Annotated in this window: 15 protein-coding genes; 6 read left to right on the top strand and 9 right to left on the bottom strand. The window is 51.4% G+C overall.

The window, feature by feature from the left end; translation table 11 throughout:
* Positions 1-56: 56 nt before the first annotated feature.
* Together ACYVIY_RS11780 and ACYVIY_RS11775 are read right to left on the bottom strand one after the other, a co-directional pair.
* Positions 57-1,172: a glycoside hydrolase family 18 protein gene (locus ACYVIY_RS11780; RefSeq protein WP_460976550.1), complete on the bottom strand. Its 1,116-nt coding sequence runs from the start codon at positions 1,170-1,172 to the stop codon at positions 57-59.
* A gap of 89 nt (positions 1,173-1,261) precedes the next feature.
* Positions 1,262-2,002, bottom strand: coding sequence for an SDR family oxidoreductase (locus ACYVIY_RS11775; protein ID WP_460976549.1), 741 nt, complete (start codon positions 2,000-2,002; stop codon positions 1,262-1,264).
* Positions 2,003-2,285: 283 nt separating this feature from the next.
* On the opposite strand from ACYVIY_RS11775, the gene ACYVIY_RS11770 reads away from it, so the two are divergent.
* A complete protein-coding gene (locus ACYVIY_RS11770; protein ID WP_460976548.1) occupies positions 2,286-2,717 on the top strand; it encodes a VOC family protein in 432 nt (143 codons plus the stop codon).
* Positions 2,718-3,076: 359 nt separating this feature from the next.
* Positions 3,077-4,846, top strand: coding sequence for an arylsulfatase (locus ACYVIY_RS11765; RefSeq protein WP_460976547.1), 1,770 nt, complete (start codon positions 3,077-3,079; stop codon positions 4,844-4,846).
* Between the two features lie 215 nt (positions 4,847-5,061).
* Here the strand turns inward: ACYVIY_RS11765 and ACYVIY_RS11760 are convergent, their stop codons facing one another.
* The 3 genes from ACYVIY_RS11760 to ACYVIY_RS11750 form a co-directional block, all read right to left on the bottom strand.
* Positions 5,062-5,646: a hypothetical protein gene (locus tag ACYVIY_RS11760; protein ID WP_460976546.1), complete on the bottom strand. Its 585-nt coding sequence runs from the start codon at positions 5,644-5,646 to the stop codon at positions 5,062-5,064.
* A gap of 9 nt (positions 5,647-5,655) precedes the next feature.
* On the bottom strand, positions 5,656-6,018 hold the full coding sequence (locus ACYVIY_RS11755; RefSeq protein ID WP_460976545.1) for a hypothetical protein: 363 nt from the start codon (positions 6,016-6,018) through the stop codon (positions 5,656-5,658).
* Positions 6,019-6,108: 90 nt separating this feature from the next.
* On the bottom strand, positions 6,109-6,522 hold the full coding sequence (locus ACYVIY_RS11750) for a DUF805 domain-containing protein (RefSeq protein WP_460976544.1): 414 nt from the start codon (positions 6,520-6,522) through the stop codon (positions 6,109-6,111).
* Between the two features lie 458 nt (positions 6,523-6,980).
* On the opposite strand from ACYVIY_RS11750, the gene ACYVIY_RS11745 reads away from it, so the two are divergent.
* The gene (locus ACYVIY_RS11745) at positions 6,981-7,427 is read left to right on the top strand and encodes a DUF3592 domain-containing protein (RefSeq protein WP_460976543.1); all 447 of its coding nucleotides are present in this window, start codon (positions 6,981-6,983) and stop codon (positions 7,425-7,427) included.
* Here ACYVIY_RS11745 and ACYVIY_RS11740 read toward each other — a convergent pair.
* The 3 genes from ACYVIY_RS11740 to nhaD all read right to left on the bottom strand — a co-directional run bounded on the left by ACYVIY_RS11740 (position 7,424) and on the right by nhaD (position 10,822).
* Complete coding sequence (locus ACYVIY_RS11740; RefSeq protein WP_460976541.1) at positions 7,424-8,128, bottom strand: NAD(P)H-binding protein; 705 nt, start codon at positions 8,126-8,128, stop codon at positions 7,424-7,426. The genes ACYVIY_RS11745 and ACYVIY_RS11740 overlap by 4 nt on opposite strands.
* Before the next feature lie 259 nt (positions 8,129-8,387).
* The gene (locus ACYVIY_RS11735; RefSeq protein WP_460976540.1) at positions 8,388-9,362 is read right to left on the bottom strand and encodes a hypothetical protein; all 975 of its coding nucleotides are present in this window, start codon (positions 9,360-9,362) and stop codon (positions 8,388-8,390) included.
* Between the two features lie 167 nt (positions 9,363-9,529).
* Positions 9,530-10,822, bottom strand: coding sequence for a sodium:proton antiporter NhaD (nhaD, locus tag ACYVIY_RS11730; protein WP_460976539.1), 1,293 nt, complete (start codon positions 10,820-10,822; stop codon positions 9,530-9,532).
* Between the two features lie 33 nt (positions 10,823-10,855).
* On the opposite strand from nhaD, the gene ACYVIY_RS11725 reads away from it, so the two are divergent.
* Positions 10,856-11,188 (top strand): hypothetical protein, encoded by a 333-nt coding sequence (locus ACYVIY_RS11725; protein ID WP_460976538.1) that lies wholly within the window; start codon positions 10,856-10,858, stop codon positions 11,186-11,188.
* A gap of 9 nt (positions 11,189-11,197) precedes the next feature.
* Here the strand turns inward: ACYVIY_RS11725 and ACYVIY_RS11720 are convergent, their stop codons facing one another.
* Entirely contained in the window at positions 11,198-12,376 is a 1,179-nt protein-coding gene (locus ACYVIY_RS11720) for a cation:proton antiporter (RefSeq protein WP_460976537.1), read from the bottom strand.
* A gap of 315 nt (positions 12,377-12,691) precedes the next feature.
* On the opposite strand from ACYVIY_RS11720, the gene ACYVIY_RS11715 reads away from it, so the two are divergent.
* Together ACYVIY_RS11715 and ACYVIY_RS11710 are read left to right on the top strand one after the other, a co-directional pair.
* Positions 12,692-14,566: a M1 family metallopeptidase gene (locus ACYVIY_RS11715; protein ID WP_460976536.1), complete on the top strand. Its 1,875-nt coding sequence runs from the start codon at positions 12,692-12,694 to the stop codon at positions 14,564-14,566.
* A gap of 386 nt (positions 14,567-14,952) precedes the next feature.
* A complete protein-coding gene (locus ACYVIY_RS11710) occupies positions 14,953-15,141 on the top strand; it encodes a hypothetical protein (protein ID WP_460976535.1) in 189 nt (62 codons plus the stop codon).
* Positions 15,142-15,156 lie beyond the last annotated feature (15 nt).

The raw sequence follows: 15,156 nt of genomic DNA, 5'->3' as shown, positions 1-15,156 counted from the left end.
TATCCCCATAACGACAACTATTTCAATCCCTTACAAAAGAGTTAATAGGCGGCTTCTTACTGAAACTGCCGGTTGATCTCGCTGAGGAGGTAGGTTTTCGGGTCGCTGAAATATTCCCAGAACATCACACCCGCCAGACCGTGCTTCTGTACGTAGCGACACTTGGCTTTAACGGATTCTTCGTCATCGTAGGAAACAAACCGCTTCAGGTCGGCATTATAGAGATAGGGAGCTTTGGCACGTTTGTCCCAGTAGCGTTTGTACGAAGGATTAGTCAGTAGGCTGTCTTTAATAAAACTATATCCCCCGCCCCGTTCCACTTTCGCAATGGTACGTGGTTGAGCCTTGGGGTCGTTGTTTTGTAACTGCCACGCCCGGCCGTAGAACGCGATGCCGAGTATAAGCTTTTCGGCAGGCACCCCGGCCTTCTTGTACAGCTTTACGGCACGATCACCCGATGACTCGTTATCGGCTTTACCCGATGGGTAAAGGTTGGTATGATGCCCGGCCAGCGGACCGCCCGTGTAATGGTCGTAGGACATGACGTTGATATAATCGAGGTACTGCTGCGCCTGCCCCATGTCGGTATGCGTGAAGATTTCGTTGAAACCAGGCATGGCCGTTGTCACCAGATAGTCTTTACCGGTTTGCTGCTTGAGCCCATTCAACTGCTCGCGCATTGCTTTGAACATCAGCGTGAAATTCTCTTTGTCTTCGGGACGAAAGACGTTGTCTTCGCCTTTCATGCCGGGATACTCCCAGTCAATGTCGATACCGTCTAGCTGATACTGCCGGACAATATCGACTGCTGACGCCACAAAAGCTGTGCGCGACGTATCGCTCAGCACGGCATCAGAAAAGTTTTCGCTCCAGGCCCAGCCACCGATTGATATCAGAATTTTCAGATCCGGATTGCGGAGTTTAAGGTTGTTGAGCCGTCGGAAGTTGATGGAATCCGTAGCCAGGTTGTGCAGCCACGCCCGATTCTTTTTGATGTCGACAAAGGCATAATTGATATGCGTCAGCTTTTCGGCGGCAATCTGATCAACGTCGACCAGACCGCGATACCCGCCGACGTAAGCGAGCACAACGGGTTTGGGCTTTGGTTTAAATCCAAGGCTAAGCAGGGCCGCAGCCGACAGAATGGCGAGTATACGTAACGATCGAAACATAGAATGGAGGTAAGTTAATCGGTTTAGGTAGTGAATACGCTGACGGATGAGTATAGGCTGATCTGGTTTTGTCGGGCGAAATTTAGCTTTTAGAAACGGCTGTTCATCTGTTTAAAGATTTCGTCGCTCTCCTGCCGCGAAGCCATACGGTTCCGCTCCGACGTACCGTAACCAACTTCTAAAGCACCCGCTTCAAGACCGTTCATCATAGCATCCGCAAAATCCCCGACTGGTACGCCAAAGGTATGCAAACCCGTGCCGCCCAGATCGGTGTTGACCGCAGGCGGTACCAACTCGATAACCTCAATGGATGTCCCGCTCAACTGGTGGCGCAGCGACATGGTGAACGAATGCAGGGCTGCTTTGGTCGCACTGTAGATGGGGGCAAAGGCGCCGGGCACAAACGCCAGGCCAGACGTTACGTTAATAATTGCGGCTTTAGGTTGATGGAGAAAATGCGGAATGAACAGAGTCGACAAATGCAGCGGAGCTTCCAGGTTGATGGCAATTTCATGCTGACTCTGGCTCCAGTCCTCCTGGTTTTCAGCCAGATTCATTCTTCGCTGAATTCCCGCATTGTTGATCAATACGTTGACCTGTGGACACTCACTACGTACCCAATCGAGCAGCGCTACCCGCTCGGAAGCCTGCCCTACGTCGCACTGCCGAATCTTGAGTTGAGGGTACTGCTGCTGGGCTTCCTGCAATTTGTCGATCCGGCGTCCGCAGATCACTACGTCACTACCGGCCCGGAGAAATCGTTCGGCCAGTGCCCAGCCAATGCCGGAGGCTCCACCCGTAATCAAAACGCTGCTTGCTGTACTATCCATAAAATTTAGCGACTACTCCTTAGTAGACTCTCAACCGTTTTACTTTGTTCGCTAAACCAGCAAGATTGTTTTTATCATCTGTTTTCGGGCCTGGTTTCTCTGGCTATTGCTCATTGTTGTACGTTCCTGGTCGCGTTTATCCACGGTTTTAACCTGAAAACTATCCGGCGTTTACTCCCCCAAAACTGCTGTCGCAAACCACCCGTTTATTGTCGCAATTATACGCCTGCGTGTCGGTGAATAGCCGGTACCTTTGCTATGTAAACCTTAAACAACAACGCTCATGGCAACCAAAATCTTTGTAAATCTGCCCGTTAAAGACCTTAACCGCTCCGTCGAATTCTTCACCCAACTTGGCTACTCGTTTAACGCTCAGTTTACCGACGAAAACGCTACGTGCATGGTTATCAGCGAAGACATATACGTCATGCTGCTGGTCGAGAAGTTCTTCAAAACCTTTATCAAGAAAGAGATTGCCGATGCGACGAAAGTGACGGAGTCCATTATTTGTCTGTCGGCCGAAAACCGTGAGCAGGTTGACGAACTGGTTGATAAGGCTTTGGCCGCTGGCGCAACTCAATCGAACGAAACGCAGGATCAGGGTTTTATGTACTACCGCAGTTTTCAGGATTTAGACGGCCACCTTTGGGAGATCATGTTCATGGACCCAAGTGCCGTTCAGCAGCCTCAGGAAGAAGCGGAGGCTGTTGCCTGAATGCAACCTGAAACGACATGATCAAAACGCCCGGCGTTCCGTATACTCTCGGAACGCCGGGCGTTTTTTCTGAAAAAATAGAAACGCGTTACTTGTCGCTAAAGAACGAGCTAACCAATCTTAGCAAGCTGCTCCATTCTTGGAATAACCTCACTCCACAAAACTAAAGGCTGAAGCGGTCGCTTGAATATGGAATTGCTGGAAGTCGAAGTATCCTTTGGATAGGTCCTGTCTGGGGTTCCACAGACGATTAACTGAAAATTGTTCAGTAGGGAAAGGGCCTCGTCACTTTTGGTATCTGTTACCCCTGAACTTTTGAGCCTTCAAGGACCAATTTAAATTGACCAATTACTTTAGCCATGAAACTTCCTTTTTGGTTAGGTCTAGCTGCGCTGGTCACCGGCGCATGGATCGCATTAGGATTGAATACTAGCCTACCAACAGTCGCTACCAGGCCCAACGTTGTGTTTATCCTGACTGACGACCAGGGCTGGGGTGACCTGAGTCTACACGGCAACCGGTTTGTCGAAACGCCCAACATCGACCGTCTGGCCCGCAGTGGTGCTCAGTTCGACCGCTTTTTCGTGAGCCCGCTTTGCGCGCCCACCCGCGCCAGCCTGCTCACGGGGCGCTATCACCTCCGCACGGGCACGGTTTCGGTAACGCAGGGCTGGGAACGCATGCGTAGCGCTGAACTCACCCTGGCCGAAGTGTTCCGCCAGAACGGCTATGCCACCGGCTGTTTTGGCAAATGGCATAACGGCGAACACGCACCGGAAGACCCGAATGGACAGGGATTCGACGAGTTTCTGGGCTTTTGTGCAGGCCATTGGAATAACTACTTCGATACCGACTTGCAGCAGAACGACCGCATGGTACCCACGAAAGGATTTATCACCGACGTACTGACGGATGCCGCTTTGAACTTTATCAGTAAGCACAAAGCCCAGCCTTTCTTCTGTTACGTACCGTTCAACGCACCCCACACCCCCCACCAGGTGCCCGACCGGTATTTTGACAAGTATAAGGCCAAGGGTCTGGACGATGAACAGGCCAGCATCTATGGTATGGTTGAAAACATAGATGATAACGTAAAGCGACTGTTGGCAAGACTGGACCAACTGGGCTTGGCCCAAAACACGATTGTTATATTCGCGACCGACAACGGTCCCAACGGCCACCGGTTCAATGGCCAAATGAAGGGCATCAAAGGGTCTGTCGACGAAGGGGGCGTGCGCGTACCGCTATTCATGCGCTGGCCGGCAAGGATACGGCCTCAAACCCGGATTCGACCCAATACGGCCCATATTGATTTACTGCCGACGCTGGTTGACTTGTGTGGGCTGCGCTTCAAGCCCACCAACTCGATCGATGGCCGAAGCTTGGCAAACCTGGTGTTGGGCAAGGTCGATACGCTGCCTGACCGCCTGCTGTTCACCCACGTGGCCGGGATGAGCGCGGGCCAACTGCCTGCACAGCCAGGGGCAGTTCGCACGGCTCGATACCGGCTGGTACGCCAAAAGGAGCAGACCCAATTGTACGATATGCTGGGCGATCCGTCGCAATCGACTGATTTAGCGGCTATTCAGCCCCAGCGGGTGCAGGTTCTGCAAGCAGCCTACGACCGCTGGTTCGAGGACGTTTCTCAAAGGATAAACCCGTCCCGGCCGGTGCCAGTGGCAGGCCGACGGGTGTTGTTGCAGGCACCGGAGGCTCATTTTTCGGGTAATGTACGCTACAAACAGGGCAATGGCTGGGCCAATGACTGGCTGGTAAACTGGCGGTCACCCGCCGATTCAATTTGGTGGGACGTGGAGGTAGAGCGGCCGGGTGTATATCAATTGAGCCTGCAGTACACGGCTGGAGATGCCGCTCTCGGAACGCTATTAACTCTTGCTGCAGAAAATCAGACGCTGCAACAAACCATCCAAACCAGTTTCGACCCGCCCCTGAAGCCCAGCCCTGACCGAATCCCCCGGAAAGAAGTGTACGAAAAGCCCTGGGCCTGGCTGGCGTTGGGAAAACTTACCTTGTCTAGGGGGAATCACCGGATTCTGCTACAGGCGGCATCGGTCCCGAATGGGCAGGTTGCAGAATTAAAAGCGCTATCACTGGTCGGCTCAGAGTGATTCGCTTTCTGAAACCTGAGCTGGATTCTTGTACTGACAGTCTCTTCATTGAGTCATGTAACGGCCGCCCGGTCGTGCCTCAGGATGACAAAGATTGAACGTGCAATCTATTGAATTAAGTTATTGAAGATGACGAGATTGATAGTGTTTCGTTAAATTGAAAGCGGTTAATGCGACCAGGCATTAACCGCTTTCCGTTCATCTTTAGCTGTCTGTTATTCATCACTAAGGTTCAGTATTTCGTCGATCAGCCAATGGTTGTCACGACGTACAAGCCGGAACTCGTACGTAATAAAGAGCGTACAGGTTACCGTTGCCTGATTTTTTGCGATCGCTACGTCGTTAATGGTAAGCCGGTTCAGCGAGTCCATCTGCTCGTCGACATCTTGATTCAGCATTACCAGATCATAGTCGAACCCGGTAGGTGGGCCTTCGTTCTGACGCGTTAACCGGAATCCTTCGTCGCGTTCCTTGAAATACGTCCGCCAGTCGTTGAGGTAGCGCTCGGTGAGCCCGTTGCTCTTTTTCAGGTAAGCCAGATACTGCTCGCTATTTTTGAAATTAACGGAATAGCCCCTAACCTCATCCTGATTAACCAGATCAATTCGGCTGACCGCCCCGAGGTTCTTTTTGTACCACTGTAGAAACGTAACCACCGCTTGGGCCGCCTGAGCCGAGTCACTTGCCGGTGTTCGTGCAGCGACTTGGTTTTCGCTGACATCGGCGGCTAATCGGCTTTCGCAGCGGACGTTCGTCAAAACGATAGTGAGCAGCACGAGCGTGTGCAGGAGATTTCTCATGACTACTTGCTACACCTCGAACGGTAATTCGTACTCTTTGGCGATGATCTTCGAGCTGCGTGTTTTTACCTCTACTTTCACTTTAAGCGGTGAGTCCAGCACCAGGTAATTTTTTACAAACTGATCATCGTGTACCATCCAGGAGTAGTCTTCCAACAGGTATTCACGAACGCCTTTTTTTGAGGCCTGATACGCCCAACGCTCGGTGATGAGAGGTTCGTAGTTGATGGTGTTACCCATGTATAGCACCTGAATGCCAGGGAGCGATTGATTACCTAACTCGGTGCAGCCCAGGACTGTGATACGTAATGAAGAGCCATCTTCAAGGTCTTTGACGGCCCATTCGTCGATCGTCGTTTTTTCGTTTGCCATGGTGAACAGAAAGGATAAAGCGCTGGCAAACAAGTCTATTTTTACCAGCGCTTTGTAGATTGATTACTAAAAGAGGAAGGATAGAAACGCTTAAGCCACTGATTTAACAACGTCGACCGTCGATTCCGCTTTTGGGTCGGGGCCGTACTGGTTAGGACCTTTGGTACCTTCGCTGATGGCCAGAATGAAGTTGTAGATCGGGATCAGTGCATACCACCACTCTTTGTCGAGGTCGTGCATACGCCGTACGCAAACGGCAATAGCGGGTACCAGAATGGCTAACGTATATAGTGTATTCGCGTAGGCGGCAGCCGTTTGAGAAAAGAGACCGAGGGAGAAGCCGATGGCGAATGACACTCCCATGTTTACCAGTACAAAGTACCAATATTCGCTCCGGCGGGCGCGGCCTTTGAAGTCAGCGTATTTCTTCAGGACGGTCAGGTAGTGGGTAATCGGGTTAGGGGAGGTGGCCGGAGCCGAAGCGGAATTTGGGAACGTGTTCATTGGTATTGTTTGGTTGTTTAAGGCCAACTGCGTTTGTTGGCAGCGGCTGGGTTGTTTAATGAGTCAAAGTTGCAGTGGAGGAGGAGGGAGATCAAAAAATAAAGCAGCGAATGGTGGCCAACGCCGGATGAAAGGCCACGAATAGCGATACGAATCGTACAGGATTAGTCAGGCCGATCGGCGATGCACCAGAACGACGTTGCCAACTGAAAACAGGTCGGGAAAACGTCTGTGGAGATGAACCGCTAAACCGATTTGCCGAATACTCAAAAGTCTGGATGGGAGCTACTAAAAAACGGTACGTTTGGTGCTTTTGGAACGGCTATATGACATTGGTTAGCCGTCTTGATTTGCCGTAAATTATGAATCACTCATTAATAAGCTGATCGACAGTTATAGAGTTGAAGAGCTAGGTGCCAGCCTTTTATACATAATTCATCGTAATACGTACTGTTATCATGGAAGCGAAACGTGTACTTGGGATGGCCTTGGTTGGCCTGTTTGCGTTTGTCGGCACAATCTTCCTGGTTGTTGCGTATTACACCTGGCAGTCGACGCAGCAGATCATGAAAGCCGGGGTCAAAACACAGGGCGTGGTCGTGGATACCCGCTACAACAAGTCTAGCTCTGGACGTACTACGTCGACCCAGGCCCCGGTCGTGCAGTTTACGACGGCTGCGGGAAAGCCCGTTACGTACTATTCGCAGACCTATACCTCGCCCCCAAGTTTTGAGATCGGAGAGACCGTAACGTTATGGTACCTGCCTAACGACCCGCAGACGGTCACGCTGGAAGGATTAGATGGGTTGATATTCCCACTAGTTTTTGGCTTTTTAGGAGGTATATTTTCGCTTATTGGGTACCCGCTGCTGATCGGCTCGGTCGTGAAAGGATTCAAACGTTAATCGGCTTCTTGAGCGAATCGGTTCAATTGTTCGGACACCGATAGGCCATCGCCACCCCAGATAGCGCTGATTGTCCGGTTACGCGCGGCCTCTTCCTGAGCGAACTGAATGAGTAAATCGGCTGTATCGGCGCGGCCAATCTGGGTCGACAACGTAATTGGAATGTCGTGGGGAAATAATTGAATGGGTTTGCGGCCTCCGGGCTGATCGCGCAGAACCCCCGCCCGCACAATCGTGTAAGCTAACCCGCTTTGCACGACGGCCTTTTCGGCTTCCTGCCGCAAATGAATTACGTTGGTTTTTATCAAGTTGAGCAGGCGGATGAACCACGTCCGGTGCTGAAGGCCAATCGTGCTCATGTACACGAAACGTCCCTGGAAATTTGCCTTTCGGGCAGCATCCAGTGCCGCCACAAGCCCTCCATAATCGACCGCTCGTAGTTTGGCTTCACTGGCCAAACCGGGTGGAACGGCAGCGGTAAATAGAATGACATCGACACCCTGAAACGCCCGGTAAAAAGCCTCGTTGGGCTCAGTCAAATCACAGATAATGAGTTCGGCGCTAGTCTGACCAAACAACTTCCGGGCCTTTTCCGGATTGCGGGCAATGACACGGATGGGTTGATTGACGGACAGAAGTTTTTGCGCGGCTTCGTAGCCCGTTCCTGCCGTTGCACCGAGGAGTAAGGTAATGCCAGTCATGAGCAATTCGTTGTCTGAACAAACTTACGCTCCTGAAGAACAGAAACATAAGTTTACGCTAAGGTAAACGGTTTCGATGCTCAATGAGAATGACGTTAGTAACCGTACTCACAAGGTTGATTGTGTATAGCCAGCTTAGATACCAAATTCATTCTGTTACCCAAAGCTTATCATCTCTGCGTCAGAACCGAACCGTAGTCGGGGTGATAAGCTTTGGGTGGTATGAAGCGCTTAAATACAGCCCTTTGTTTCAACTCCGCTAGGGGTTGGCGCAGGTAGCCTGATTAGCGCTGAAAAGCGCTTTGAATTCTGTCTCCATTCGAGCGTCCGGCACTACGTAGGGTACCTTCGGCTTGATGTGGTTCCACCAGCCGTAAGCCATGAGTTCGACTCGGGCAAACGCCAGTTGGTTAGGAGAGCCAAATTTTACGCTAAACTCTTTTTCCAACTGATCCGGCAGGCCGCTTTGTTTTTTCTGTTCGTTATGTAGCTGCTGCCAGGCTTGTAGTAAGGCGGTTGAATCGTCAGTAATCAGGGCGTCAACGTAAGGAGCACCGGCTGGATCGTACGCCGTTTGACGTAACAACTGGGGATGCGCATAGGCGCTGATGGCGACCTGCTTAAGCGCATATTCGGACTCTAGTGCCTTTAATCTCCGCTGTTTTAGCTGATGCCAGTACGGCGAGTCAACGATTGGCAGGTCTTTGAGCAGTTTCTCGATTTGCTCGTAGTCCCGCCTGAGCGTTGCTGCGTTGAGCCGTTGAATTTCTTCGGGCGTGGCCGCTACCGCCGGGGCTTCCAGATACCAGTTGTCCAGCCAAAGCGCGTGGGTATTTGTCAACTGCTCCTTTGTATACTGAGTGGGATTATAAGTGCTCTGGTAGTCGCACAGGTCCGTTGCCCAGTTGAAGGTAGCCGAAGCTGTAGCTGCGTGACGCACGCCGGGATTAGGAACGGAATCTGTTTGTTTACCGCCGGAGCATCCCCACAAAACCGGCACGAGTAAAAGGCTAATCTTAATAAATACCCCGGCCAACGTACTACGTACTGACCGCAACAGGCGGGTGAACGAAATCGTAATGCCCCCCAATGAGACGTACCCGCTTCGATTGTTGAGCCGTTCGTCTGCCGTTAACGTAGCGGGCCGGGCACTTTTAACAGGACTAGTAAGCCAGCTAGATAACGGTAGCCAGCTGAGCAGCAGAATAAATGAAAGTGGTGCCAGAATGAGCATACGTGTCTGAATGGATCAGGATGTGTTGATGATCCAAAATTGATCTGCTCTATTCTGATACCCAAAGATTTCAAACCCAATGACGCAGTGCAGGCAACGAACCGCTGGAATCGGAAGTTTGATGGTTTGCTTGCGAACCGTGAAGAAATGGCCGCTCGCCCGTGGCACTACAGCAGCCAGAACTCAGCCAGGTAGACCAGTGCCCCAGCTACGTAACCCAGGAAGGCGAGCCAGCTGATCCGGCGCAGGTACCAGCCAAACTCCAGGCGCTCCATGCCCATTACAGCCACACCAGCCGCAGAGCCGATCACCAGAATGCTGCCGCCCGTTCCGGCGCAATAGGCCAGAAATTCCCACAGCTTCGCGTCAGTGGGGTAGGTTTGCAGGTCGTACATACCCATTGCTGCGGCTACAATCGGCACGTTGTCAACTACCGCCGAGGCTAAGCCGATCAGCAAAATAATTACGTCCAGATTACCGATGGAATCGTTGAGTGACTGAGCCAGACTACGTAACACGCCCGTTGCTTCGAGCGTGCCAACGGCCAGCAGTATCCCCAGAAAGAACAGGATACTGGGCGTGTCGATTTTGCTGAGCGCATAAGCCGCTGAATAGCGCTGCCGATCGGCTTCGTCTTTGTCCCTATGAATCAACTCCGAAACTACCCAGATGAAGCCAAGGGCCATCATCATGCCCATGTAGGGCGGCAGGTGCGTTACGGTCTTAAAAATGGGCACCCACAGCAGGCCACCCAACCCGACTGCCAGCATTAATTGTCGATCGCGCCGAGCTTTGGGCGTTACGTAGGGGCGGCTGATGCCTTTCTTCGCCGTGGCAACGGAGGCTTCGGTTTGCGCTTTATACATGACGGTCAGAATCGATAACGGAACCAGCAGCGATACTAAGCTCGGAATGAACAGGGTTTTGATAATATTGATGGTCGTTACCTGTCCACCAATCCAAAGCATGGTCGTCGTTACGTCGCCGATGGGTGACCAGGCACCACCGGAGTTAGCGGCAATAATCACCATGCCCGCCATCACTTTCCGCTGATCGGCATCGCGCACCAGCTTACGCAGCACCGACACCATCACAATCGACGCGGTAAGGTTATCTAGTACCGCCGACAGGAAGAAGGCCAGAAAACTAATAATCCATAACAATACCCGGGTGTTGCGACTGGCAATTCGATCGGTAATAATCGTAAAGCCATCATGCGCATCGATCAGCTCCACAATGGTCATGGCCCCGATCAGGAAGAACAGAATTTCGGCAATCTCGCCCAGGTGTTCGCTTAACTGGAGACCAACTTCCTCAATATTATGATCCGTTAGGGCGTAAACTGTCCAGCAAATGACACCTGTTAATAAGGCCGTTGCGGCTTTATTAATGCCAATCGAATGTTCAATTGTAATGAGTATATAACCAATGGCAAATAAGAGAATTAAGGTTAGCGTCATGGTTTAAAGAACTGGTTTAGACTCAAATTTGTCATGAAGAAGATGACAAAGAACCGGTTTATTATCCAGATCTCCTCGCTCGGCCCCGACGGGATGGCTCTGTTTCCGTTCATTCTGGTCCGTCAGCCCAACCCTTCGCCAACCTTAATAAACCACGAACAGATTCACCTGAGGCAACAGGCTGAACTGGGTATTCTGCCCTTTTATGTGTGGTACGTACTGGAGTATCTCGTTCGTCGACTCCAATACCGCGACCATTACACGGCGTACCGGAACATTAGTTTTGAGCGCGAAGCCTTCGCGAATGATCGTGATCTTACGTATCTGCAAAATCGTCGACTGTGGGCGTTCTGGCGGTATGTATAAGTTTGAGCTTTAGTCTTCGGGCTCCGCTTTGTAGCCGACTACTCCGGCCATGACCAGCAGCGACGACAGCACAACAATCAGCATCGGAATGCCTGCCCGAAAACCCAGCAGCCTCAGGTCTTCCGGAATATTCAGGTACAGCAGAATCGTGGTCAGTCCGCGGGGAGCGATCCACAACAGCGGCCTCGACGGTCCGCGATAGGTTGCTTGTAGGGTAACCCAGCGCCAGGCAATAATGATGGCGATGAAGATACCGCTAACGATCAGGGCATCGACGTCAATGAGTTCTCTGGGCACGGCAGCGTACCCGAAAATGAGGAAGAAGAATGTCCGTACGACAAACGCTCCTTCGGCAGTCAGATTCTTGAGCTGTTCCAGCTCTTTCTCGAACAGATCATTTTTAAGAATCTCACTCAGGCGCCCCCGGATAAACAGTTCGGTGTTGTTCAGAAATAAGCCGAAAATCAGGATCAGCAGCAGCGACGACAGATGGTAAATCTCCGCCAGTGCGTAGACCAGAAATAAGACAGAGATAATGGGCAGGAATTTAATCCGGTGATTGATCCGCCCGATCAGATACAGCAGGAGGAAGCAGCAACCCAGCGAAATGAATGCCATTGCTACGGTATCACGCGTGAACGACAAAACCGCCCCAAAGACCGAATCGCGGCTCAACAGCAGAAAATTGTAAGCCATTACGCCTAGGATGCTGGCAAACGCTGACTCGTATACGACAAACTCGCGCTGCCTGAACGACAGGTTAGATACGCTCGGAATGGCTACCGCACTACTAATTATGGAAAACGGCAGCGCGGCAATTAAACAATGGTAAAACGAATCATTCAGAAGCAAATACAGAACGCCCGCCATCAACAAGGTACCGCCAATAATCGAAAGCAACGACGCCAGCAGCGTTCGGCGCAGCACCCCGAGTTTCTCCGCGTGAAGTTCCAGATCCAGTCCCCCTTCCAGCACAATCAGAATAAGGCCCAGCGTCCCCAGCGTCGGCAATATGGCGTTGATGAACGGAAGCTGAACGTCAAAATAGTTCGTTGCCTGGCGCGTCAGCATACCTAGTACCAGCAGCAGCAGGACCGATGGTGTCTTGAAGCGGCTACTAAATAAGTCGAACGCATATGAAATCAGTACTGACAAGCTCAGTACAATGATTAAAATCGAGGAATCCATGCGGCAAGTTAAACATTATCGCCAGCACCCGACAGAGACACAGGACGTAATCAGCGTAGTGAATGGCGTAAATTTACTGTGCTGTACGTCGCGTCCAATGCGTCCAGAACCGGAGCCACGGCCAACGTCGTGAATTATTCGTCGGGCTTGTCAGGGATCAGGCAAGAAGACGGTTTAAGCGATTCGGTTTACCGTTGAACACCGTATGGCATCGCTCATCCGCTTCAATGTCCACTTTTCTGACGAAGCGCTTATCTTGCCACTTCCGATAATTCATCGTATTGCTGCAACTTTGTTGACTAATTTCAGAACTTCATGAGACATTCCACGCTCACTTTCTTTATGGCGTTACTTGTCGGTGCCGTACAGGCCCAGACGCTGTATATGCCACGTAATATCAAAAAGGCGTACCAGAACGGAACCCGCTCGATGGATGGCAGACCGGGAAAAAAATACTGGCAGAATACGGCCCGCTACAACATCACTGTCACAGCGACCCCGCCAAACCGAACCATTCAGGGAAGTGAAGAGATTACGTATATCAACAACAGCCCTGATACGTTGCGGGCACTCGTTTTTAAGCTGTTTCTGAATAGCCATAAGCCCGGTGCTGTTCGGCAAAATCCGGTCTCCGATAACTACATGACTTCCGGGATTCATATCGATACGTATACCGAAAATGGCAGTCGGAAAACCTGGCAGGACGCGGGCAATGCTACGGCAAAAGGCGTTCGGCTGAGTAAACCGTTGCTTCCCCGCGATTCGGTCAAGCTATCGTTCGACTGGCATTACGATGTATCGGTAGAGACGAACCGCGAGGGGGCGCTCGATTCAACGACCTTCTTCCTGGCTTACTTCTATCCGCGGGTGGCTGTTTACGATGATTACTACGGCTGGGACCAAACGACTTTTACCGAGGCCCAAGAGTTTTACAGCGACTTCAACGACTATACGGTGAACGTAAACGTGCCGAAGAACTACATTGTCTGGAGCACCGGCGACCTGCAAAACGCAGATGAGGTGCTGCAACCGACGTACGCCCAACGCCTACGGGAGTCAATGCGCGCAGACTCTATACTGCACGTAGCAACCCTTCAGGAGGTAACGGCCGGGAACGTAACGCGGCAGCAGAACATGAATACCTGGCGCTGGAAAGCCAGCAACATTGCGGATATTGCCTTATGTCTCAGCAATCATTACGTATGGGACGCGTCGAGTGTGGTGGTCGACAAAAGGACCGGTCGACGGGCGAGTGTTCAGGCTGCTTTCCTGGACAACGCCCAGGATTTTCACCAGATGGTCCGCTTCGGTCGGCACGCGCTGGACTGGTTCTCGAACAACTGGCCGGGTGTTCCGTACCCCTATCCGAAAACAACCCTGGTGCAGGGTTTCGCCGATATGGAATACCCGATGATGGTCAACGACTCCCCGACCAATGACCTTAACTTCTCGCGCTTCGTAGCCGAGCATGAGATTGCGCACACCTGGTTTCCGTTCTACATGGGCATCAACGAAACGCGCTACGGGTTCATGGACGAAGGCTGGGTGACGGCGCTTGAGTACCTGATTAGTCAGAACAACCTGGGTACCGAAACAGCTACGCGAAATTTTCAGCAGTTTCGGGTGGCCTACTGGAGTTCGGACCCATCGGCCGAAGAGGATTTGCCGATCATAACCCCGGCTAACGTATTGAGTGGTGCTGCTCTGGGTAATAACGAATACGGAAAAGCCGCTATCGGGTATTTAGCCCTGAAAGAGCTGCTGGGCGATGCTCTGTTTAAAAAAGCCCTGCACGAGTTCATGAACCGCTGGAATGGGAAGCACCCAACGCCTTGGGACATGTTCTACAGCTTTAACGATGCGTCGGGCAAGAATCTAAACTGGTTCTGGAATAATTGGTTTTTTAGCAACAATTACATTGATCTGGCCATTCAGCAGGTAACACCTTCGGCAACGCAGAGTACCATTATCATTCAAAATATTGGCGGCTACGTAGCGCCTGTCGATGTGGTTGTGCAGTATGCCGATGGCACGAAAGAAACCTTCCATCAGACACCCGCTATCTGGCAAAGCAACCAGAGCCAGGCCGTAGTGAAGGTTCCTACCAAAAAGAAGGTGCAGTCTGTTAATCTGGAAGGCGGCATATTTATGGACGCTGACCTAACTAACAACACCTGGAAAGCGAAGTAAGGAGTTATTGCTTTTCCAAAATGTAAACTCCCAGACAGAGTTACCACATCTGGGGGTTTACATTTTGCCTTGATTTAACGAGTACTATGAAGGGCTATGCGCCAGCAAATTCAGTAAATAGTATAAGCAGCCTACATTAGCTCAGCACTACGTTAGGGTCGTCTTCGTAGGCCGATCCGATTAGGCTGCGCTTCGATCAACGCACGAATCTTCGGGTTGGCAAACAACAGTTAAAGCGTACTCCCGTCGTTTCTCTGAATGATGAATTGTTGGTCGGATTCAGGATACCCAGCTCTACGTCATGCCTACCAAGGCACTTACCGGTTCCGCTAAAGAAGCCGTTTGGGTATATTTCGAACCAAAAGCCATTCTTAATTGCCAAGTATATGGAAACGCCAACTAGTCTATCGTTACCCGACGATGAACCATCCGATGCGCAACGCCGGTTGGAGGCCGCCAACGATTTTCTCGAAACCTGTGACCGAATCAACACGGGCTACGAAAGTGGATTTTACTGGGAAGACACGCAGCGGGCGCTACGTATAGCCGCTGGCCTGGAGAAGTGGCCTGCTTAGTGACGTAGTGTCCGT

It is taken from the genome of Spirosoma knui (assembly GCF_054780635.1).
Note: the sequence above shows the minus strand (reverse complement) of the source record. Positions and strands in the feature narration are given on the sequence as shown.

Bases quoted from the DNA above. Each gene is read 5' to 3' on its own strand.
- ACYVIY_RS11780 (WP_460976550.1), bottom strand. From the start codon at position 1,172: ATGTTTCGATCGTTACGTATACTCGCCATTCTGTCGGCTGCGGCCCTG.
- ACYVIY_RS11775 (WP_460976549.1), bottom strand. From the start codon at position 2,002: ATGGATAGTACAGCAAGCAGCGTTTTGATTACGGGTGGAGCCTCCGGC.
- ACYVIY_RS11770 (WP_460976548.1), top strand. From the start codon at position 2,286: ATGGCAACCAAAATCTTTGTAAATCTGCCCGTTAAAGACCTTAACCGC.
- ACYVIY_RS11765 (WP_460976547.1), top strand. From the start codon at position 3,077: ATGAAACTTCCTTTTTGGTTAGGTCTAGCTGCGCTGGTCACCGGCGCA.
- ACYVIY_RS11760 (WP_460976546.1), bottom strand. From the start codon at position 5,646: ATGAGAAATCTCCTGCACACGCTCGTGCTGCTCACTATCGTTTTGACG.
- ACYVIY_RS11755 (WP_460976545.1), bottom strand. From the start codon at position 6,018: ATGGCAAACGAAAAAACGACGATCGACGAATGGGCCGTCAAAGACCTT.
- ACYVIY_RS11750 (WP_460976544.1), bottom strand. From the start codon at position 6,522: ATGAACACGTTCCCAAATTCCGCTTCGGCTCCGGCCACCTCCCCTAAC.
- ACYVIY_RS11745 (WP_460976543.1), top strand. From the start codon at position 6,981: ATGGAAGCGAAACGTGTACTTGGGATGGCCTTGGTTGGCCTGTTTGCG.
- ACYVIY_RS11740 (WP_460976541.1), bottom strand. From the start codon at position 8,128: ATGACTGGCATTACCTTACTCCTCGGTGCAACGGCAGGAACGGGCTAC.
- ACYVIY_RS11735 (WP_460976540.1), bottom strand. From the start codon at position 9,362: ATGCTCATTCTGGCACCACTTTCATTTATTCTGCTGCTCAGCTGGCTA.
- nhaD (WP_460976539.1), bottom strand. From the start codon at position 10,822: ATGACGCTAACCTTAATTCTCTTATTTGCCATTGGTTATATACTCATT.
- ACYVIY_RS11725 (WP_460976538.1), top strand. From the start codon at position 10,856: ATGAAGAAGATGACAAAGAACCGGTTTATTATCCAGATCTCCTCGCTC.
- ACYVIY_RS11720 (WP_460976537.1), bottom strand. From the start codon at position 12,376: ATGGATTCCTCGATTTTAATCATTGTACTGAGCTTGTCAGTACTGATT.
- ACYVIY_RS11715 (WP_460976536.1), top strand. From the start codon at position 12,692: ATGAGACATTCCACGCTCACTTTCTTTATGGCGTTACTTGTCGGTGCC.
- ACYVIY_RS11710 (WP_460976535.1), top strand. From the start codon at position 14,953: ATGGAAACGCCAACTAGTCTATCGTTACCCGACGATGAACCATCCGAT.